The 19179-nt window shown below is 65.8% G+C and carries 16 protein-coding genes and 2 tRNA genes; 7 read left to right on the forward strand and 11 right to left on the reverse strand.

Features of this window, described 5'->3' with window-relative positions:
• Nucleotides 1-52 precede the first annotated feature (52 nt).
• The 3 genes from J2Y55_RS24445 to J2Y55_RS24455 form a co-directional block, all read right to left on the reverse strand.
• Nucleotides 53-1045: a diguanylate cyclase domain-containing protein gene (locus J2Y55_RS24445; protein ID WP_310158698.1), complete on the reverse strand. Its 993-nt coding sequence runs from the start codon at nucleotides 1043-1045 to the stop codon at nucleotides 53-55.
• Between the two features lie 16 nt (nucleotides 1046-1061).
• Nucleotides 1062-2840, reverse strand: a complete 1779-nt coding sequence (locus J2Y55_RS24450) for an ATP-binding protein (RefSeq protein WP_310158700.1) — start codon at nucleotides 2838-2840, stop codon at nucleotides 1062-1064.
• A gap of 664 nt (nucleotides 2841-3504) precedes the next feature.
• A tRNA-Pro gene (locus J2Y55_RS24455) sits at nucleotides 3505-3581 on the reverse strand.
• A gap of 147 nt (nucleotides 3582-3728) precedes the next feature.
• On the opposite strand from J2Y55_RS24455, the gene J2Y55_RS24460 reads away from it, so the two are divergent.
• Nucleotides 3729-3803 (forward strand) — tRNA-Gln (locus tag J2Y55_RS24460).
• A gap of 35 nt (nucleotides 3804-3838) precedes the next feature.
• On the opposite strand, the gene J2Y55_RS24465 is transcribed toward J2Y55_RS24460, so the two are convergent.
• Both J2Y55_RS24465 and J2Y55_RS24470 read right to left on the reverse strand, forming a co-directional pair.
• Entirely contained in the window at nucleotides 3839-5275 is a 1437-nt protein-coding gene (locus J2Y55_RS24465) for an ATP-binding protein (RefSeq protein ID WP_310158702.1), read from the reverse strand.
• Nucleotides 5272-6036 (reverse strand): response regulator, encoded by a 765-nt coding sequence (locus J2Y55_RS24470; protein WP_310158704.1) that lies wholly within the window; start codon nucleotides 6034-6036, stop codon nucleotides 5272-5274. The genes J2Y55_RS24465 and J2Y55_RS24470 overlap by 4 nt, the downstream gene beginning before the upstream one ends.
• Nucleotides 6037-6468: 432 nt before the next feature.
• Between J2Y55_RS24470 and J2Y55_RS24475 the strand changes: the two genes are divergently transcribed.
• The 4 genes from J2Y55_RS24475 to J2Y55_RS24490 are packed head-to-tail and all read left to right on the forward strand — an operon-like array spanning nucleotide 6469 to nucleotide 10289.
• A complete protein-coding gene (locus J2Y55_RS24475) occupies nucleotides 6469-7938 on the forward strand; it encodes a TolC family protein (protein WP_310158706.1) in 1470 nt (489 codons plus the stop codon).
• 21 nt (nucleotides 7939-7959) lie between these two features.
• A complete protein-coding gene (locus tag J2Y55_RS24480) occupies nucleotides 7960-9450 on the forward strand; it encodes a multicopper oxidase family protein (RefSeq protein WP_310158708.1) in 1491 nt (496 codons plus the stop codon).
• A gap of 33 nt (nucleotides 9451-9483) precedes the next feature.
• Nucleotides 9484-9963, forward strand: a complete 480-nt coding sequence (locus tag J2Y55_RS24485) for a cupredoxin domain-containing protein (RefSeq protein ID WP_404979032.1) — start codon at nucleotides 9484-9486, stop codon at nucleotides 9961-9963.
• Nucleotides 9964-9995: 32 nt separating this feature from the next.
• Nucleotides 9996-10289, forward strand: a complete 294-nt coding sequence (locus J2Y55_RS24490) for a copper-binding protein (protein ID WP_310158712.1) — start codon at nucleotides 9996-9998, stop codon at nucleotides 10287-10289.
• A 416-nt stretch (nucleotides 10290-10705) separates the two neighbouring features.
• Here the strand turns inward: J2Y55_RS24490 and cueR are convergent, their stop codons facing one another.
• The 4 genes from cueR to J2Y55_RS24510 form a co-directional block, all read right to left on the reverse strand.
• Nucleotides 10706-11188, reverse strand: a complete 483-nt coding sequence (cueR, locus tag J2Y55_RS24495) for a Cu(I)-responsive transcriptional regulator (RefSeq protein WP_310158714.1) — start codon at nucleotides 11186-11188, stop codon at nucleotides 10706-10708.
• A 22-nt stretch (nucleotides 11189-11210) separates the two neighbouring features.
• Nucleotides 11211-13751: a heavy metal translocating P-type ATPase gene (locus tag J2Y55_RS24500; RefSeq protein WP_310158716.1), complete on the reverse strand. Its 2541-nt coding sequence runs from the start codon at nucleotides 13749-13751 to the stop codon at nucleotides 11211-11213.
• A 121-nt stretch (nucleotides 13752-13872) separates the two neighbouring features.
• Nucleotides 13873-14520: a hypothetical protein gene (locus J2Y55_RS24505; protein WP_310158718.1), complete on the reverse strand. Its 648-nt coding sequence runs from the start codon at nucleotides 14518-14520 to the stop codon at nucleotides 13873-13875.
• 107 nt (nucleotides 14521-14627) lie between these two features.
• Nucleotides 14628-14918: a metal-sensing transcriptional repressor gene (locus J2Y55_RS24510; protein WP_069689517.1), complete on the reverse strand. Its 291-nt coding sequence runs from the start codon at nucleotides 14916-14918 to the stop codon at nucleotides 14628-14630.
• Between the two features lie 130 nt (nucleotides 14919-15048).
• Here J2Y55_RS24510 and J2Y55_RS24515 point away from each other — a divergent pair, with 130 nt between their 5' ends.
• Nucleotides 15049-15606 (forward strand): GNAT family N-acetyltransferase, encoded by a 558-nt coding sequence (locus tag J2Y55_RS24515; RefSeq protein ID WP_310158724.1) that lies wholly within the window; start codon nucleotides 15049-15051, stop codon nucleotides 15604-15606.
• Between the two features lie 141 nt (nucleotides 15607-15747).
• Nucleotides 15748-16938 carry a nickel/cobalt efflux protein RcnA gene (locus J2Y55_RS24520; RefSeq protein WP_310158727.1) on the forward strand — a complete coding sequence of 397 codons (1191 nt, stop codon included), beginning with the start codon at nucleotides 15748-15750 and terminating at the stop codon, nucleotides 16936-16938.
• Nucleotides 16939-17088: 150 nt separating this feature from the next.
• Here J2Y55_RS24520 and J2Y55_RS24525 read toward each other — a convergent pair whose 3' ends face one another.
• Nucleotides 17089-18129 (reverse strand): ABC transporter ATP-binding protein, encoded by a 1041-nt coding sequence (locus J2Y55_RS24525; RefSeq protein WP_404979028.1) that lies wholly within the window; start codon nucleotides 18127-18129, stop codon nucleotides 17089-17091.
• Nucleotides 18126-19175, reverse strand: coding sequence for an ABC transporter ATP-binding protein (locus J2Y55_RS24530; RefSeq protein WP_310159051.1), 1050 nt, complete (start codon nucleotides 19173-19175; stop codon nucleotides 18126-18128). Before J2Y55_RS24530 ends, J2Y55_RS24525 begins: the two co-directional genes overlap by 4 nt.
• Nucleotides 19176-19179 lie beyond the last annotated feature (4 nt).

The following is a 19179-nucleotide window of genomic DNA, read 5'->3' on the forward strand; positions in this document are numbered from 1 at the left end:
CACGCGCTACGATAAGCGAGACGACAACTTCCTCGCCTCAGTCCAACTCGCTTCAATCCGCATCTGGTTGCGAAGTTATGAGTCGGTCACCTAGATTGACGAAGTCACCCGGCGGGTGGATCACGCCCTCCTCGTCCATCCAACGCAGCAGCACCTCGACACCGACAATTTCGTTCGAACGGAAATCGATCTTCGGTTGATAGGCGCAGCGGAGGCGTCGGTCTCGCACGGCCAGCCGAAGCCGCTGCTCGATCTTCGTCCGTTCGCTCGCGGCGTGATCAACGCCGGGGCTGAAGAACTGCACGCTGCCTTTGGTGGTGCCCTTGATCCGGTACATCGCTCGGTCGGCGTTGGAGCAGAGCGCGTCATAGGAGCGGCCGTCGGCAGGGTAGAGGCTGACGCCGACCGAAGCGGAGGTGAGGATCTCGCTGCCCTCGATGAAGTAGGGCTCCTTCAGCCTGGAGAGGAAATGCTCGACCCTGGCGGCGATCTCTTCCATCGGCCCGGAGGGCGAGAGCAGCAATACGAACTCGTCACCCCCCACACGCGCCATCAGATCGAAGGGGCGCAGTTCGCCGCTGAGGCGCTGGGCGACCTTGACCAGCAGCGCGTCGCCGACGGCGTGTCCGTAGTAGTCGTTGATATTCTTGAAGCCATCGAGATCGAGAAAGGCGAGGGCGAAGGTCTGTTCGGGATCCGATGCCGTCAGCGCTGCCACGCTGCGCTCAAGCAGGCTTCTGTTGGGTAAACCGGTGAGATCGTCGAAATAGGCACGCCGGAAGAGCTCGTCCTCGAGCGCGCGCTGTTCGGTGACGTCAAGGGAAAGCCGGACCTGATGTAGCACCCCACCGATGGACAGCGAGAATTGCTGCACATTGATGGTGCGACCGGTCAGCGCGGCATCCCGCTGGCCCGCCGGCAAGGCGGCATGAGCTAAGCCCTGGCGGTTCGCATAGATGGGTATGTTCTGGCTTGTGGCGGCAATTCCCACCGGAAGACCGTCAAGCACGTCCAGCAGCGTTTCGAAGTCGATCGATGTGGCCATCTGCAATCTGTCGCGGCTAGCGCTTGAGAATCTGCAGGCGTGCATCTTCCAGCAGCCGCGAGACGCCGGAGCCCGGCACTTCGCTGGAGCTGTTGGGTGCCGGAGCCTCCCGGACGGGGCCGGCACTTGCCTCCTCGTCCTTCACCGTGCCGCGCCACCGCGCAACGACCGTTGCAATGAACTCGCGCTGCGTCGCCACCTCGGCGTCACCGGCCGAAGGGGCGGTGGATTCGCTGCGCGGCACCGCCGCGTCGTCCAGCCGCCGAAAGGTCAGGCGGGCCGGCATCGGCATGCCCTCGCCGAAGCCGACCACCTCGCCGGTGCCGAGAGAGGGAACGAAATCGAGCAAGTTTGCTCCAGCATCGGCCACGGCCGAGCGGAGCAGCGCCTGATCGTGGTCGTTGGCCATGCGCATCGCCAACAGGGTGGAGCATTGCGAGATGATGGTGGGATCGAGCTCGGCCGGCCGCTGGGTGACGAGGCCGAGGAAGACCCCGTATTTGCGGCCCTCTTTGGCGATGCGGGCTAGGGCGCGGCGGGTTGGGCCAAACCCCAGGCTGTGATCGGCTGCGGCGTAGCGGTGTGCTTCCTCGCAGACGAAGAGCAGCGGCATTGCGCCATCGCTCCATAGACCGAAATCAAAGGCTAGCCGGCATAGCACGCAGACCACCGCGTCAACGACTTCCACCGGCAAGCCGGCGAGCTGCATGACGCTGATGGGCTTACCGTCGGGCTCGAGGCGGAAAAGATGAGTGAGCAGGCCAACCATGGTGTCGCCGCCGACGCTGGCATTCTCAAACATGAAGGCGTAGCGCGGATCGTTCTTGATGGTCTCGATGCGCGTCATCAAGCGATGATAATTCATGCGCGAGGATCGGTTCTCGAGCTTGCCCATGCGATCATCGATGAGCGCCAGCAGATCCTGCAGCAGATAGGGTACCGGCGTATCCACGGTATAGCCGGTACGCTTGGGATTGCTTTTCTTGAAGCCGAGCCGATCGGTGGCGGGCTTGTACTGGAGGTAGTTACTCTTGGCGATTGGGATCAGCTCGGAGAGGATTTCCAATTCCTCGGCCACGGCGGGACGGCCGCCATAGATGACGTCGGTCAGTTCCTCGAAGCTGAACAGCCAGAAAGGCAGCTTCAGATTGCGCGGGCTGATGACATTGGCCCGTTCGCCGAAACTACGGCCATACTCATTGTGACCATCGAGCAGGAAAATCCGCACATCCGGTCGTGCCTTGAGGATTTCCTGAAGGATGACGGTGACGCCGCTGGATTTACCCACGCCGGTGGAGCCCAAAATCGCGAAGTGCTTGGAGATCAGGCTATCGACGTCGATATGGGCCGAGATCGAACTGTCGTGGTTGAGATGACCGATATTGATCGTGCGTAGGCCTGCCGGGGTGTAGATCAATCGAAGATGCTCGCGACTGATGAGATGGGCCGCGTCGCCGATCGCGGGGTAGTCGGAAACACCGCGGCGAAAGGACTGCGATCCGTCGGCATTGCTGACGATTTCGCCCATCAGCGCGACCCGCGCCACCGCACGATGCGCGTTGGCGGCTTCGGGAGCGGAAGGCCGCATCGAAACCTCGGTGACCATGCCGATGAGGGACAGGGGACCGGCATCGATAGCCAGGAATCGGCCGACAGTCGCCCTCGCGCTTTTGTCGGGCCAGGGCGCAGGCAGGTCGATCTGAGCCTCGGAGCCGCGCACGGAAAGAACGTGGCCGACGGGACCGGCCGTCCTGGCGGACTCCGGGCCTCCATGGTGGTCGCCGAGCTGATTCAAGAGACGCCCCCGTCAGGCCGAAAACAGCCTGCACAGAAACTAAGCATGAAAGGGCTTACGAAGAGGTTGATCTGATCCTCGGAAACAAGACTGTTTAAAATTTGAGTTTCCGCGCCATTAAGCCCGCATCCCCTCGCTCGCTGTTCTTGCTGACTTTAGGTCATGCCCTCCTTCTGGGCGACGTCGCCGACGAACGGGCAACCAGCAGGGGCTTTCTCAAGGAATGCGAGAAGGCCTTCGTCGAGGAGAGCGGAGTGCATGGGCACGGTTGAGCGACATTGGTCTTCATCTGATGGTGTGCGGCGCGATCTGGTCAACGTATCGGCGATGGTGCCTGCTGAGCTTCGCGGATGGAGAACGCTCCTGCCGAGCTGCCTAGCCCGGTCACGGATGGCGACGCTGCGCCCTTCGACGGAAGCCAGCCGCCTCCGGAAATTCTCTCGGACCTGCCCTTCCCCGAGAAGCGCGGGCCAAACCGGCTTGTCCTCTCCTGCCGAAATCGGAACGGCCCTCGAGCGGGATCACTTTTCGCGCTCGCCAGTTCCCGGTCTTGGGGTCTTTCGACAGCACGACGAGATGCGAGGCCATGTGCGCCGCCCATTCGCAGGAAGGGGCGGCCCAAGGCCGAAACTCGCGTAACATCAACAATATTCGGGAAATCCAGTGGTCGGAGTGGCAGGATTTGAACCTGCGACCCCCTCGTCCCGAACGAGGTGCTCTACCAGGCTGAGCCACACTCCGATCAACTGGTGCCGGGCTTATAGCCAGCGTGGAGCGCGGGCGCAACAGCATCCGGGGCATTGTGACGCCGATTTCTGAAAAGAGATATTCTGCGGCGGCGCGAACGGTTGCACACGGCTGCGCCGCGTTCTAGAAGGCGCGGCACGTTGGGGCGTCGCCAAGTGGTAAGGCAGCGGTTTTTGGTACCGCCATTCGGAGGTTCGAATCCTCCCGCCCCAGCCAGTTCCCCGCAAAAACCTCCAAATCGGCCGCTGAAGTCAGACAGGCCGCTGTTCAGCGGCAGTTCCTGATTGTGCAGGGCGGTCCTGCGCCACATCAGCCGGCTGACGCGCGGAAAGTTCCAGTTTCGGCAGGGTGATCGTCACGCGCAGGCCGCCCTCGCGGCGATTCGCCAGCGCGATCTCCCCGCCATGGGAAGCGATGACGGCCCGCGCGATCGTCAGGCCCAGCCCCGAGCCACCGGTTTCGCGGCCGCGCGATTCCTCCAATCGGACGAAGGGCTGGAAGACGCGCTCCATCTGCGCCTCGGGAATGCCGGGGCCGTCATCCTCGACCGTGATTGCGAACTGCGTCGGCGTCTCCGCGATCGCGACGATGGCGCTGTCGCCATATTTCACCGCATTGCCGACGATGTTCCAGAACGCGCGCTTGAGGGCGAGCAAGCGGCCGAGCACGCGGCCATGGGCGCGTGCGTCGAGCGTGATCCGGCGGCCCTGATCGGCCTCGTCATCGACGATGGTTTCCAGCACCGAGACGATGTCGATCGGGCGAACAGCTTCGCTGGAGTCACCGCCGCGGAGGAATTCCAGCGTCGAATCGATCATCCCCTCCATCTCGGAGAGGTCGGCGTCGACGAGATCGCGCGTCGCCTCGTCCTCGAGCAATTCGGAGCGCAGGCGCAAACGCGTGATCGGGGTGCGCAGATCATGCGAGACGGCGGCGAGCGCCTGGGTGCGCTCGGCAACGAGACGCTGGATGCGCTCGCGCATGGTGTTGAAGGCGCGCGCGGCGCGGCGGACCTCGGCCGGGCCGGATTCATCGAGCGGCTGGGGTGTCTGGTCGAGGCTGAAGCGCTCGGCCGCGATGGCGAGATCGCGCAAGGGCCGCGTCGCCCAGCGCAGCAGCAGCACGGCGACGACGATGATGCCGATGCCGAGGCAGATCATGACGGTCATCAGCCCGTCATCGCCATGCTGCGGCGCGCCCGCCGTCGACGAGAAATTCACCCAGGAGCCATCCTCGAGCCGGACCGAGACCAGCATCATGTGGCGATAGGCATCGGCCTCGCCCGAGCGGAGCGCGCCGTCATCGGCGAAGCCGAGGCGGAAGGATTCGGCTGCCAGATCAGGCACGAGTTCCTTGAGCCGTGCTTCCATCGCCTTTGTGCGCTCGGTCGCCGGCGCCGTGCCCAGAACGAGGCTGACCTTGCTCCAATGCACCTCGAGGCTCGCACTCGACAGGTCATGGGCGACACGGTCGCGCTCGGGCTCCTGCGGAATGCTGGCAATGGCGCGCTTGATCGAAACGATGCGCTCGGCGAGGCCGCGAGCGCTCTGCTGCGTCGCGTGGCTCTCGACGCCGATATGGTAGGCCCAGTAGCCGGCGAGGTGGAAAGCCAGCAGCGCCACGACGAGGACCAGGATGGCCCGGCTCGCCACCGTGTCGGGCAGGCCCCGTTTCAGCGTGCTCCTCACGCCGGCTGCCCTTCGCGCGACCTGACATCGGGCGTGAAAATATAGCCCGCGCCCCTGACGGTCTTGATCAATTGGCCGCCCTGGGCGTCGGCTTCCAGCTTGCGGCGCAGCCGGCTGATCTGGACATCGATCGTTCGGTCGAAAGGATCGTCGCTGGTCCTGGCCTTGGCGTATTGCATCAGCGCCTCGCGCGACAGCACGCGGTTGGCATGCTCGACGAAGACGACGAGCAAGTCGAATTCGCCTGTGGAGAGATCGACCAGCGTGCCCGAAGGCGAGACCAGTTCGCGCCGGCGCAGATCGACGCTCCAGCCGTCGAAAGCCACGGACTGATTGACCTGGCCGGCATCCGCCTTGCGCGTCGCCCGGGCGCGCCGCAGCACGGCGCGTACCCGCGCCAGCAATTCGCGTGGGCTGAACGGCTTGGTGACGTAGTCGTCCGCGCCGACCTCCAGGCCGAGGATGCGGTCGCTCTCCTCGCTGCGGGCGGTCAGCATCACGATCGGCACCTGCGAGGTGGCGCGGATATCGCCGCATAATTCGATGCCGGAACGGCCCGGCAGCATCAGATCGAGGATGACAAGGTCGATCGCCGTATGCGCCAGGATCTCGAGCATCACGCGGCCATCCGGCGCGCCCGTCACCTGATAGCCGTGACGCTGCAGGAAGCGCGCGACCAGCAGGCGGATCTGCGGGTCGTCATCCACCACCAGGACATGGCCGTGGTCGTCGGCCGCTGCTGTGACGGGTGTCTGATCCAAATCCGGCTATCCCTGCCCTGGCGTCCGCTTCGCACGGTGTCTGCGGGAGCGAGGAGCCCCCAGCCTGATACGCAGGATAGCGCTACTCGGCCCGTCATGCGCGGCCGGCATCGCAACAATTTGTAACGGACACGGGCCGGCACCGGTTGCTACCCAGATGCCATCGACGCTCAGGACATGCCACCCCGCGATGCGCCCAGGACTGCTTCTCATTAGCTCACTCGGACTGGCGCTCGGCGCCTGCGCGGCGGCGCCTGTTCCGGGCTATCTGGCGCGACCGGCCGATCCCGACATCCGCGTTCCGGCATTGGCCTATCAGAGCATCAGTGCTGGCTCGGCCACCCTGCGCCCGGCAGAGCCCAAGGACTGGCGCGAGCTCAATCGCCAAGTCGGTCCGCGCCAGGTCGGCCCACGCCAAGACGGTCCGCGACCATGACGAGAACCGCATCATCCATCCATGCGAGCCGGATCTTCCGCCTCGCCTTACTGGCCGGCATCGCCGCCCTGCTCGGCGGCTGCGCCAGCTTCTCGGCCGATGGCGGCGTCGGCACGGCGCAAACGATCGCCTATTCCGAGTTGAACAAGGATGTCGTCAAGATCGGCGACGACGCCTCCGCCGGCACAGCCAAGGCGCGGGTCGACAAGCTGCTGAAGGCGCCATTGACGGCCGACAGCGCCGTCCAGATCGCGCTGCTCAATAATCGCGGCCTGCAAGCCGCCTTCAACGAACTCGGCATCGCCGAGGCGCAAATGGTCGCGGCCAGCCTGCCGCCCAATCCGCGCTTCGGCATCTCCAAGCTTTCGGGCCGGTTCGAGATCGAGATCGAGCGCCAGGTCGCGGCAAGCCTGCTCGCGCTTGCCACCTTGCCGGCACGGGCGGAGATCGCGCGCGATCGCTTTGGCGCGGCCCAATTGCGCGCGGCCGAGGCCGTGCTGAAGCTCGCAGCCGAGACGCGGCGGCAATATTATCGCACTGTGGCGGCCAATGCCCAGGCCACCTTCTTCCAGCAGGCCAAGGCGTCATCCGACGCGGCGTCCGAGCTGTTCAAGCGGCTCGGCGAATCCGGTGGTATCAACAAGCTCAACCAGGCGCGCGAATTCGCCTTCGACGCCGAACTCGGCGCGCAGCTCGCGCAAGCCAGGCTGCAGCAGCGCCAGGAGCGCGAGCGGCTGGTGCGCCAGCTCGGCCTCTGGGGCGACGACCTGAAGTTCAAGCTGCCCGGCACCTTGCCGCCCTTGCCGCCGCTGAAGACCGTCAAGGCTGTCGAGGCCGAGGCGCTGCGCAAGCGCATCGACGTACAGATTGCGCGCTCCGAGCTCGATCTCCTCGCCAAGTCGCTCGGCCTGACGCAGGCGACCCGTTTCGTGAACGACATCGATCTCCTGGGTCGACGCACCTATGATCGCGGCCGTACCATCCTCGCGGATGGCGATATCGAGCGCGAGGCCAAGCGCAGCCGCACGCTGGAGCTCGAAATCGAGATCCCGCTCTATGATTTTGGCCAGTCGCGCGTCGTCCAGGCCGAGCAGACCTATATGCAAGCCGCCAACAAGCTCGCCGAGAAGGCGGTCAATGTCCGCTCCGAGGCGCGCGAGGCCTATACCGCCTATCGCGGCTCCCACGAGATCGCCCGGCAGTACCAGAGCAACGTGCTGCCCTTGCGCAAGATCATCCAGGACGAGGCGCTGCTGCAGTATAACGGCATGCTGATCGACGTGACCCAGCTCATCGTCGATGCGCGCGGCCGCATCCTCTCCAATGTCGCCGCGATCAATGCCCGGCGCGATGTCTGGATCGCCCATACCGACTTCAAGCACGCGATCATCGGCGGCGGGGTCGGCGCAGGCGGTGGTGGAGCCGTCGTCGCTTCGGCCGGCGGCGGCGATGCGCCGGCTCATTGACCCCAGCGAGAGAACATCGACATGACCGCATTGTCACGCAGGGGGTTCATCGGCTCGTCGGGCCTCGTGCTCGCGGGCGCGGCCGCCGTCTCCGGCCGAACCGCCTTCGCCGCGCTGCCGGAAGCGCCGACCATGGCGGAGGCGACGACGCAGGCGCCGCTCGCGCCGACATCGGGGCCCGATTACCAGCCGGTCGCGACGCTGAACGGCTGGACCCTGCCCTGGCGGATGAAGGAGGGCTGGAAGGAGTTCCATCTCGTCGCCGAGCCGGTCGAGCGCGAGCTCGCGCCCGGCATGAAGGCCTTCCTCTGGGGCTATAACGGCCAGTCGCCGGGACCGACGATCGAGGCGGTCGAGGGCGACAAGGTCCGCATCTTCGTCACCAACAAGCTGCCGGAGAACACCACCGTCCATTGGCACGGCCAGCGCCTGCCCAATGGCATGGACGGCGTCGGCGGCTTGACGCAGCCGCATATCCCGCCCGGCAAGACCTTCGTCTACGAGTTCGAGCTCAGGCGCTCGGGCACCTATATGTACCATCCCCATTCCGACGAGATGGTGCAGATGGCGATGGGCATGATGGGCTTCTTCGTGGTGCATCCAAAGGACCCGGCCTTCCGCCGCGTCGACCGCGACTTCGTCTTCCTGCTCAACGCCTTCGACATCGAGCCCGGCTCCTATGTGCCGAAGGTCAACACCATGCTCGATTTCAACCTGTGGTGCTGGAACAGCCGGGTCTTCCCCGGCATCGACCCTTTCGTGGTCGGCCTCAACGACAAGGTCCGCATCCGTTTCGGCAACCTGACCATGACCAACCACCCGGTCCATATGCATGGCTACGAGTTCAAGGTCTCCTGCACCGATGGCGGCTGGGTCGACCCTGCCGCCGCCTGGCCGGAGGTTTCGGTCGATTGCGCGGTCGGCCAGATGCGGGCCTTTGATTTCGTTGCCGACGAGCCCGGCGACTGGGCCATCCATTGCCACAAATCGCATCATACGATGAACGCCATGGGCCATTCGGTGAAGACCTATATCGGCGTCGGCAAGAAGGACCTCGCCAAGCGGATCGCCAAGATCGCGCCCGGCTACATGCCGATGGGCTCGAACGGCATGGGCGAGATGGGTGGCATGGAGATGCCGCTGCCCGACAACACCCTGCCGATGATGACCGGCTTCGCCCAGTTCGGCCCGGTCGAGATGGGCGGCATGTTCTCGGTGGTGAAGGTGCGCGAGGGGCTGGCGAAGGGCGACTACAAGGATCCCGGCTCGTACAAGAATCCGCAAGGCACCGTCGCCTATGAATATAAGGGCGCAGGCCTGACCGAGGCACCGCGCGCGCAGCCGCTCAACGACAAGGCCGCACCCGGCGCCAAGCAAACACCTGGCGCCAAGCAAACACCTGGCGCCAAGATCGAGCCGACGGAATGGCGGGTCAAGGATCCGCGCAAGCCCAGGCTGGGGCCGGACGGCAAGCCGCTGCCCGCCGCCAAGAACCCGCATTCCAACCACTGACCCCCACCGGACAGGAGCGAACGCATGAAGCGGATGATGTCGATACCAAAACTGGCCGCTCTGGCCCTGCTGCTCTCGACCGGAGCAGCCTACGCCGCGCCGGGCGCGGCCGGCCACAGCCATGGCGACGAGACCGCCTATGGCAAGCCTGGCGACCCGAAGAAGCCGGCCCGCCTCATCCAGATCTCGATGGGCGAGCGCGACGGCAAGATGCAGTTCATTCCCGACAGGATCGAGGTGCGGCGCGGCGAGCAGGTCAAGTTCCAGCTGCGCAACAATGGCGAGCTCGACCATGAACTCGTGCTGGCGACGCTCGAGGAGAACCTGAAGCACGCCATCGAGATGCAGAAGAACCCCGACATGGAGCATGACGACCCCAACGCCAAGCGCCTCGCACCGAAGAAGACCGGCGAAATCGTCTGGCAGTTCACTAAGGCCGGCGAGTTCGATTTCTCCTGCCTGATCCCCGGCCACCGCGAGGCGGGCATGACCGGCAAGGTCGTCGTCAAGTGACGGCCCTTGTCCCCAAACCAACGATGGAGACCATGATGCGCAAACTTCTCACGATCGCCTTCGTCAGCCTCGGCCTTGCCGGAGCAGCCCTGGCGCAGGACGCTCCGCTGGTGAGCGCGACAGTCAAGAAAGTCGATGAGGCCCAGGGCAAGATCACCCTCGATCACGGCCCGATCAAGAACCTCGACATGGACGGCATGACGATGGTGTTCAAGGCCGCCGACCCCGCCATGCTCAAGGATGTGAAAGCCGGCCAGAAGGTGATGTTCACCGCCGACCGGGTCAATGGCCAGATCACGGTCACGAAGCTGCAAAAGGCGAAGTAAGACCCGCGGCTTTTGGCGGGGGCTCCGCCGTCATTCCGGGGCGATCCGAAGGATCGAAGAGGCGTCGCGGCTGTGGCGAAAGGCGCGGGGAACCCTTCTCCTGCATCGAAGTCGGGTCTACCCGACTTCGACACTCTGAGTGCCGAACTCGGGCAAGCCCGAGTTCAGTGAGAAGGGCAGGGATGAGGTGTCGGCCCCTGGACCAGGAGAGCGCAAAGCCAACCGCACGCGGCGGTGAGGCCGCGCCCCAGCGGATAGCGGCCTACACCTCACCCTGCCCTCTCCTTGCAGGAGAGTGTTCTCTGTCGAGGCTCCATCGCCATTCAAAATGGGAGAGGGGTTCCCCGCGCCCGGTCGAAACACCGCAGCGCACAGGCGCGCGCGGGCAAGGGCTCGCGGAGATTGCCGAACAGTCGCTAAGCAGGCAGCGCCGCATCCTCGTGGCAGGCGCAGTCGGCTTCCTGCCGCGCCTTGCGCTTGGGCTTGCCGGGCACTGGCGCGAGCGACGCGGCCGGGTCGGCGAGATCAGCCAGGATCGGGCAATCCGGGCGCCCATCGCCGTGGCAGGTCCGGGCGAGATGCGAGAGCGTGCGCGCCATCGCCTGGAGTTCCGAGATCTTGGTTTCGAGATCCTGGACATGCTTCATCGCGACGCTTTTCACATCGGCGCTGGCGCGGCTCTTGTCGCGCCAGAGCGCCAGCAGCTCGCGCACCTCCTCGACCGAGAAGCCCAGATTCCGCGCCCGCTTGACGAAGCGCAGCGCATGAACATCGTCATTGGCATAGACGCGGTAATTGGCCTGGGTGCGGATCGGCGCGGTGATCAGCCCGATGCTCTCGTAATAGCGGATCATCTTGGCGGTCACGTTCGAGGCCTTGGCGGCTTGTCCGATGTTCATGGCCCGTCTCCTTGAAATCGCTTCACTCGGCCGGTGCGAGCTTTGCTGCGGGGTTTTGCAGCGGCGCCGTGGCTGCGGCACCGCCGAAGCGCCTGAGCCGCAGCGCATTGGTCAATACGCTGACGCTCGACAGCGCCATGGCGAGGCCTGCAAACATCGGCGACATCAGGATGCCGAAGGCCGGATAGAGCGCACCTGCCGCGACCGGGATCAGCACGATGTTGTAGCCGAAGGCCCAGGCCAGATTCTGGCGGATATTGGCGATTGTCGCCTGCGACAGCGCGATCGCCTTGGCGACGCCGTTGAGATCGCCCGACATCAAGACGACATCGGCGCTCTCGATGGCGATGTCGGTGCCCGTGCCGATGGCGAGGCCGACATCGGCCTGGGCCAAGGCAGGCGCGTCATTGATGCCGTCACCGACGAAGGCGACCTTGACGCCGCCGGCCTGGAGGCTCTTGACGACCTCGGACTTGCCGGTCGGCAAAACCTCCGCCACGACCTCGTCGATGCCGAGCCGCGCGGCGATGGCGTTGGCCGTGCCCTTGTTGTCACCGGTGATCATCACGACGCGCAGGCCGAGCGCGTGCAGCGCGGCGATGGCCGCGGGCGTGGTCTCCTTGATCGGGTCGGCAACGGCGATGATCGCGGCGAGCTTGCCGTCGATCGCGGCATAGAGCGGCGTCTTGCCGGCGGCGGCCAAGCGCCCGGCCTGATCGGCGAAGGCTGCGAGATCCAGGCCCAGGCGGCGCATCAGGCGGTCGGCGCCGACCTCGATCGCCCGGCCCTCGACCTTGGCCTTGACGCCGAAGCCGGGTTCGGCGGCGAATTCCACCGGCTCCGCCAGCGCAAACCCGCGCAAGCGGGCGGCCGCGACGATCGCCTCGGCGACCGGATGCTCGGAGCGCGCCTCGACCGAGGCGACCAGACGCAGCACCTCGTCCTCCGCGAAGCCCGGCGCGGCCGAAAGGTCGGTCAATTCGGGCCGCCCCTTGGTCAGCGTGCCGGTCTTGTCCAGCGCCACGATCCTGGCGTCCTTCAGCGATTGCAGCGCCTCGCCCTGGCGCAACAGGATGCCGAGTTCGGCGCCCTTGCCGGTGCCGACCATGATCGAGGTCGGCGTCGCCAGCCCCATCGCGCAGGGACAGGCGATGATCAGAACCGCGACCGCGTTGACCAGCGCGAAGGCGAAGGCGGGGCTTGGACCGAAAACCAGCCAGGCGGCGAAGGTCAGCAGCGCCAATGCGATGACGGCGGGCACGAACCACATCGTCACCTTGTCGACGAGCGCCTGGATCGGCAGCTTCGAGCCCTGCGCGGCCTCGACCGTGCGCACGATCTGGGCGAGCAGCGTGTCGGCGCCGACCTTGCGCGCAGTGAAGCGGAACGCGCCGGTTCCGTTCACGGTGCCGCCGGTCACAGTCGCGCCCGGCTCCTTGCGGGCCGGGATCGGCTCGCCGGTGATCATCGCCTCATCGACATAGGAGAGGCCTTCGAGGACCTCGCCATCAACCGGGATACGCTCGCCGGGCCGCACGATGACGATGTCGCCGGGCACCACGGTCTCGATCGCGACATCGATCTCGGCGCCATCGCGCAGCACGCGGGCGGATTTCGCCTGCAGCGACATCAGGCGGCGAATGGCCTCGCTGGTCTGGCCCTTGGCGCGCGCCTCGAACCAGCGCCCGGTCAGGATCAGCGTGACGATGACCGCGCCTGCCTCGAAATAGGTGTAGTCCGTGCCGTCAGGCAGCCAGTCCGGCGCGAAGGTCGCCACGGTCGAGTAGAGATAGGCCGCGCTGGTGCCCAGCATCACCAGCGAATTCATGTCGGGCGCACCGCGCAGCAGCGCCGGCCAGCCCTTGCGCAGGAAGCGCAGGCCCGGGCCGAACTGCACGAAGCTCGCGAGCAGGAACGAGATCACCTTGATGTTGAACTCGCCGACCTTCCCCGCCAGAAAATGATGCAGCGTCTCCGAGAGATGCATCCCCATTTCAAAGACGAGCAATGGGACGGTGGCGATCGCCGCCGCAATGACGGCACGACGCAAGCCCGTCTGTTCGATCTCGCGCGCCTGGCGCTCGCGATCAGCCATATCGATGCCGGCCTGGATCGGCTCGGCGGCATAGCCGGCGGCCGTCGCCGCAGCCGCGAGCCGGGACGCGATGTCCGCTCCTCCCAGAACGCGCACCGAGGCCCGTTCGGTCGCCAGATTGACATTCGCCTCGAGAACGCCGGGCACCGCCTTCAGCGCCTTCTCGACCCGGCCGACGCAGGAGGCGCAGCTCATGCCGGCGACGCTCAGTTCGACCGTGCTCTCGGACGGCTCGTAGCCGGCCTTGCGAATGGCCGCGCCGATGGCCGCTGGATCGACCTTGGCCGAGGACAGGACGACATGGGCGCGTTCGGTCGCGAGATTGACCGCGACCGACTCCACACCCTCCACGGCCGCGACCGCGCGCTCGACCCGGCCGACGCAGGAGGCGCAGCTCATGCCGCCGACAGGAATGTCGAGCTGCGTGCTGCGCCCGGCCGTCGTTTTCAGAACCGTGTCAGTCGACATGACGTCACTCCAGACTCATCTGGCGAGAGATATGCTCCTTCCCATTATGGGAAGGTCAAGAGCCTCTCGCCAGTCTTGAGCAGGATGCCGCAGGTGAATGCGCGATCGTGGTTTCGCCACCTCAGGCGGCGCTGACGATCGGGAAGCCGCGGACCTGCTCGCCGACCTCGCTCTTGATGGTCAGGCGCGCATGTGTCGCGTCCTTGATCTTGCCGCCGGCGATCAGGGTCGAGGGCATTTCGCCCGGCTCGGTCGCGAGGTTGCGGATTTGGTAGTCCTCGGCGCGCGGGCCGATCGCCTGCACGACCACGCTCTCAGCCGGAGGCGGAGCGACCACGGCCCCGCCTTTCAGGAAGCTGATCTCCCAGCGCGTCTCGTCCAGGCGCTTGACCTCGGCCTCGAGCCCGCCGTCGAGCGCAACCAGCGCGCCTCCGCGCGAGCCAAGTTTCGGCGGCAGCGCTGCTGCGCCCGGCAGGAGCGACTCGCGGGTATGGAAATGCGTGCCATGAACGACGCGCATGCGGACGCGATAGGCGCCTTCGACTTGGCCGCTGGCGAGCACGGAGGAGACGTTTCCGCTGGCCGAGATGGCGAGGGGATGAATGCGGCCCTGGGTGTCGATTGCATCGACCTCGACCTCGTTCAGCGGCGGCGCCTTGTAATCGGGCACGCCGGCCTCGCTGAAGACGATTTCCCACTGCCCGGCATCGCGCGCGACGATGTCCACCATCTGACCGTGGCCCATATGGATCGATGCTGGCTGCGACATGTTCGGCCTCCGCTTCATTCGCGCCGGCAGGCCCATCCCGCCGGCTTGGCTATCGCTCCGCGCCTTGGGCGTCAGAGGAATTTGGGGCCTCGGAGGGATCCGGGGCGTCAGAGGAATTTCGTGACCGCCTTGAACTCCTTCAGGAGCTCACGCGCATCTGTGGGGATGTGGCCGGCCGCCTCTTCCAGGCAGTGGTCAATATGCTCCTGGATCAGGATCTTGCGCGCATTGGCGACGGCGTTTTCGACCGCCTGCAATTGCTGCGCGATCTCCAGGCATGAGCGCACATTCACCACCATCTCGATCGTCGAGCGCAGATGGCCCTCGGCCCGCTTCAACCGGGTGATGATCTCCGGATGGCGGTGATGGTGGATTTTTTCGTGCGGTTCGTTTTTCATGTTGATCCTATCCCCCTGGAGGGGTTATAGCCAATTGCGACGGCTGGCAAGTAGAAGCTGAATTCAAGCTCTCGCGAGCCTTAGCGGAAAGGCCAGCGTAGCTGGCATGGCTTGAGCTGGATTGATGTCGATGACCGATGCTCCTCATGGCTTGACGCTCGCGTTGCTGCCCGACGATTCCGGCGAGCAGCATAAGGCCGCGCGCCAGTTCTGCCTCGACGTGATCAAGGAATTCTATGGCTCCGATTATCGGGCCGATTGGCATGCCGACCTCGACTCGCTGACGCAGGGGCCGGAGCAATCCTGGTTCAGTGCGCGCAACCGTGGCGCATTCTGGACATTGAGCGCCCCGGACGGGTCGCTGGTTGCGGCGGCCGGCCTGTATTGCCTGACATGGAAGCCGAAGCTGGCGGCAGTTTTCGCCACACGCTATCCTGACCCGGAACAGGTCACGCAGCTCGTCCGCGTCTATATCCGCAAGGACCAGCGCGGCCGCCAGATCGGACGCTGGCTCAACGCCTACGCCGAAGCCGAAGCCAGGCGCCTGGGCTTTGCGACCCTCTATTTGCATGCCAACGCCGACACTGCGGCGACGATCGGCTTCTGGCGGGGACGCGGCTATGCCGAGATCGCCAGCGACGAGGCCACAACCCATTTCGACAAGAGCTTGTCGAACACACCAGCTTGATCGGGCAAGCGCCGGCACAAGTCCAGGCGCCTCCCCGGGATCGAGAAGACGAGGACTGGAGGCAAAGCGCCCTCGACCAGAGCCGGTTGGACCGGCCGGTGCGGCGGCTCAGCGTCATGTCCGGATCTGAGGAGCACTGTCGTGCCGTCATTCACCGAACTGCTGGCCCAGGGGGCCGGCAATGCCTGGCTGTTCATCCCGAGCGCGATCCTGCTCGGCGCGCTTCACGGCCTCGAGCCCGGTCATTCCAAGACGATGATGGCCGCCTTCATCGTCGCCGTGCGCGGCACCGTGTTCCAGGCCGTGCTGCTCGGGCTCGCCGCGACCTTCTCGCACACGCTCGTCGTCTGGGCGGTGGCTCTGGGAGGCATGTACATCTTCAAGGGCCTCGATCCCGAGACTACGGAGCCCTATTTCCAGCTCGCCTCGGCGGTCATCATCATCGGCATCGCCTCCTGGATGTTCTGGCGAACCTGGCAGGACCAGCAGCGCGCCAAGCAATATGCGCGCGAGGTCGAGGCCTATGAGAAGAACAAGGCCAAGACCGCGCTGTCGCATCGCGTCGATACCGGCCACGGCTTCATGTCGCTGGAGATTCCGCCGGAAAAGCCGGCGCATTTCCGCCTGACCGTCATCAGCGGCGACAAATGGGCTGGCGAATACGTCAAGATCACCACCGAGCGCCCTGACGGCACCAGCCAGGTCTTCAGCTTCCTCGACCGCGACGGCTACATGGAATCGGCCGAGACGATCGCCGAACCCTATGATTTCATGGTGCGGCTCAGCCTCGACCATGGCGACCACGAGCATGATTACGACGTCTCGTTCCTCCAGGGCATAGCGGGCACCGATTCCCTGCACAGCCAGGAGAAGGGCCTCGCCATCGCGACCGACGGCTATATGGACGCGCATGAGCTCTCCCATGCCAACGACATCCGCAAGCGGTTCACCAATCGCGAGGTGACAACCTGGCAAATCGTGATGTTCGGCCTGACCGGGGGCCTGATCCCCTGCCCGGCCGCGATCACGGTCCTGCTGCTCTGCGTCCAGATCAAGCAGTTCACGCTCGGCGCGGTTCTCGTGCTGTGCTTCTCGATCGGGCTCGCGATCACGCTGGTCACGGTTGGAGCGGTCGCCGCCATCAGCATCCGGCAGGCGACGAAGCGGGTGAGCTGGCTCTCGGCGGTGGCCGGACGCGCGCCGTATTTCTCCAGCGCGCTGATCGTCCTCGTCGGGCTCTATACCGGCTATCACGGCTGGACCGGGCTGCAGGCGCAGCATAACGCTCCGGCCGCGCAGAGCGCCCCGGCCACACAGCCAAAGGCAGGCTGAGCGACACGCCAGGTTGAGCGACATAACGCATCAGGGGGGCGTCCAAGACGCTCCCCCTGATGCGTTTTAGGGTGAGAGCGTTTTCGAGCGAAGTGGCACCGGGTCGCGTGAAGAAAACGCGTCAAAACAAAGAGCTAGAGCAATTCCCGGTCAGGAAGCGAACGCACCCTCGCGCTGTGCGATATGGCAGCGCACCAGGGACCCGTCCCCGAGCGGAGCCAGCTCCGGCGGCTGCGCATGGCACAGCGGCTCGGCCTGGGGGCAGCGCCCATGGAAGCGGCAGCCATGCGGCGGGTTGATCGGGCTCGGCGGCTCGCCACCCAAAGCGGCGGCGCCGTAAAGCCCGTTCTCCTCCAGCATCGAGGCCGCGATCAGGGCCTTGGTGTAGGGGTGGCGGGGCCGCTCGAAGAGCTCGTCGCGCGGCGCCATCTCGACGATCTGGCCGAGATACATCACCGCGATCCGGTCGCAGAGATAACGCACGACCCGCAGGTCATGCGAGATCATCAGCAGGGTCAGCGAGAAGCGTTTCCTGAGATCGAGCAGCAGGTTCAGGATCTGCGTCCGCATCGAGGCGTCGAGCGCCGAGGTCGGCTCGTCGCAGACCAGGAAGCGTGGTTTCAGGATCAGCGCGCGCGCGATCACGACGCGCTGGAGCTGCCCGCCGGAACACTCGCCGGGCACGCGGTCGTAGAAGCTCTCATCGAGCCCGACTTCGCGCAGCATCTCCAGCACCATGGCGCGGCGTTGGCCGCGATCGCCCATGCCATGCGCGCTCAGGGGGGCATCGAGGCTGAGACCGAGCCGCATGCGCGGATCAAGCGCGCCGAACGGATCCTGGAAGACGAGCTGCGCCAGCTTCCTGAAATCGAGCAGGTCATGGCCGCGCAGCTGCGACACATCCTTGCCGGCGATCCTGATCGAGCCGCTGTCGGCGCTGGTCATCCGGACCAGCAGCCGGGCGATCGTGCTCTTGCCGCAACCGGATTCGCCGACGAGGCCGAGCACCTCGCCCTCGGGAATCGACAGCGAGACATGATCAACCGAATTGACCACGCGCCGGCCGCCCGGCCCCCAGCCGGCGACGGGGTAGGTCTTCACGAGATCATCCACGACCACGAAGGGCGGCGGCTCCCGCCGCGGAACCTCGATCCCTTTCGGTGAGGTGGGGGCAAGCGATGTCGCAATCATGCGCTGTGCTCCACGGCGGGCATCGTCGGAGCGGCATTGACGCTCCAGCAGCGCGCCTTGTGCTGGCCGCTGCAGCATTCCAGGCTCGGCTCGGCACTGCAGCAGGCATGGGCGTGCTCGGACGTCGCCGCGACGCTGCAGCGCGGCTGGAAGCGGCAGCCGGCGGCAATGTCGCGCGCTGAAGCCGCGCCACCGGGAATCGAGATCAGCGCGCCGGTCTCGTCCCGCTGCAGCAGGGAGCAGCGGATCAACGCCTTGGTGTAAGGGTGGCGCGGGGCGTTCAGGACCTCACGTGTCGGTCCTTCCTCGACGAGGCGGCCGGCATACATCACCGCGACCCGCTCCGAGAGCGCAGCCACCACGGCAAGATCATGCGTGATCAGCAGCACCGCCATGTTGCGCTTCCGGCGCTGCTCGTCGAGCAGGCGCAGGATCTGGGCCTGGACGGTGACATCGAGCGCCGTCGTCGGCTCGTCGGCGATGAGCAGATCGGGATCGGCGCTGAGCGCGGCCGCGATCATCACGCGCTGCGCCATGCCGCCCGAGAGCTCATGCGCATAGCAGCGCAGCCGCGTCTCCGGCGCGGGAATGCCGACCTCGCGAAAGAGCGCGACGACCCGCTCCATCGCGGCCTCGCGACTAAGGCCACGATGGATACGCAGGCTTTCGGCGACCTGGTCGCCGACGCGGCAGGTCGGGTCGAGCATGGCGAGCGGTTGCTGGAAGATCATGCCGATGCGGCCGCCGCGCAGCGCATTGAGGGCGGCAGGCCGCATCGCGCCGACATCGTCGCCACCGAAGCAGACCGAGCCGCTCGTGATCGAAACCGAGGGCGGCAGCAGCCGCAGCACCGATAGGGCGGTGAGGCTCTTGCCCGAACCGGATTCGCCGACGAGGGCGACGACCTCACCGCGCCTGATCTCGAGGTCGAGGCCGTCGATGACCGGACGGGCCCCCGTTCCGATCCTGACCTTCAGCCCCTCGATCGCCAGCAACGGCTCCGCGCCGGGCGCAGCCACTGGCTGAAGGTTCACGGCTGGACGCATCTCG

This window comes from Allobosea sp. BE125, from assembly GCF_031456075.1.
In the GTDB taxonomy this organism is placed as follows: domain Bacteria; phylum Pseudomonadota; class Alphaproteobacteria; order Rhizobiales; family Beijerinckiaceae; genus Allobosea.

Coding starts and splice junctions, on each gene's coding strand:
- J2Y55_RS24445 (WP_310158698.1), bottom strand. CDS start 1,045: ATGGCCACATCGATCGACTTCGAAACGCTGCTGGACGTGCTTGACGGT.
- J2Y55_RS24475 (WP_310158706.1), top strand. CDS start 6,469: ATGACGAGAACCGCATCATCCATCCATGCGAGCCGGATCTTCCGCCTC.
- J2Y55_RS24480 (WP_310158708.1), top strand. CDS start 7,960: ATGACCGCATTGTCACGCAGGGGGTTCATCGGCTCGTCGGGCCTCGTG.
- J2Y55_RS24485 (WP_404979032.1), top strand. CDS start 9,484: ATGATGTCGATACCAAAACTGGCCGCTCTGGCCCTGCTGCTCTCGACC.
- J2Y55_RS24490 (WP_310158712.1), top strand. CDS start 9,996: ATGATGCGCAAACTTCTCACGATCGCCTTCGTCAGCCTCGGCCTTGCC.
- cueR (WP_310158714.1), bottom strand. CDS start 11,188: ATGAACATCGGACAAGCCGCCAAGGCCTCGAACGTGACCGCCAAGATG.
- J2Y55_RS24500 (WP_310158716.1), bottom strand. CDS start 13,751: ATGTCGACTGACACGGTTCTGAAAACGACGGCCGGGCGCAGCACGCAG.
- J2Y55_RS24505 (WP_310158718.1), bottom strand. CDS start 14,520: ATGTCGCAGCCAGCATCGATCCATATGGGCCACGGTCAGATGGTGGAC.
- J2Y55_RS24510 (WP_069689517.1), bottom strand. CDS start 14,918: ATGAAAAACGAACCGCACGAAAAAATCCACCATCACCGCCATCCGGAG.
- J2Y55_RS24515 (WP_310158724.1), top strand. CDS start 15,049: ATGACCGATGCTCCTCATGGCTTGACGCTCGCGTTGCTGCCCGACGAT.
- J2Y55_RS24525 (WP_404979028.1), bottom strand. CDS start 18,129: ATGATTGCGACATCGCTTGCCCCCACCTCACCGAAAGGGATCGAGGTT.
- J2Y55_RS24530 (WP_310159051.1), bottom strand. CDS start 19,175: ATGCGTCCAGCCGTGAACCTTCAGCCAGTGGCTGCGCCCGGCGCGGAG.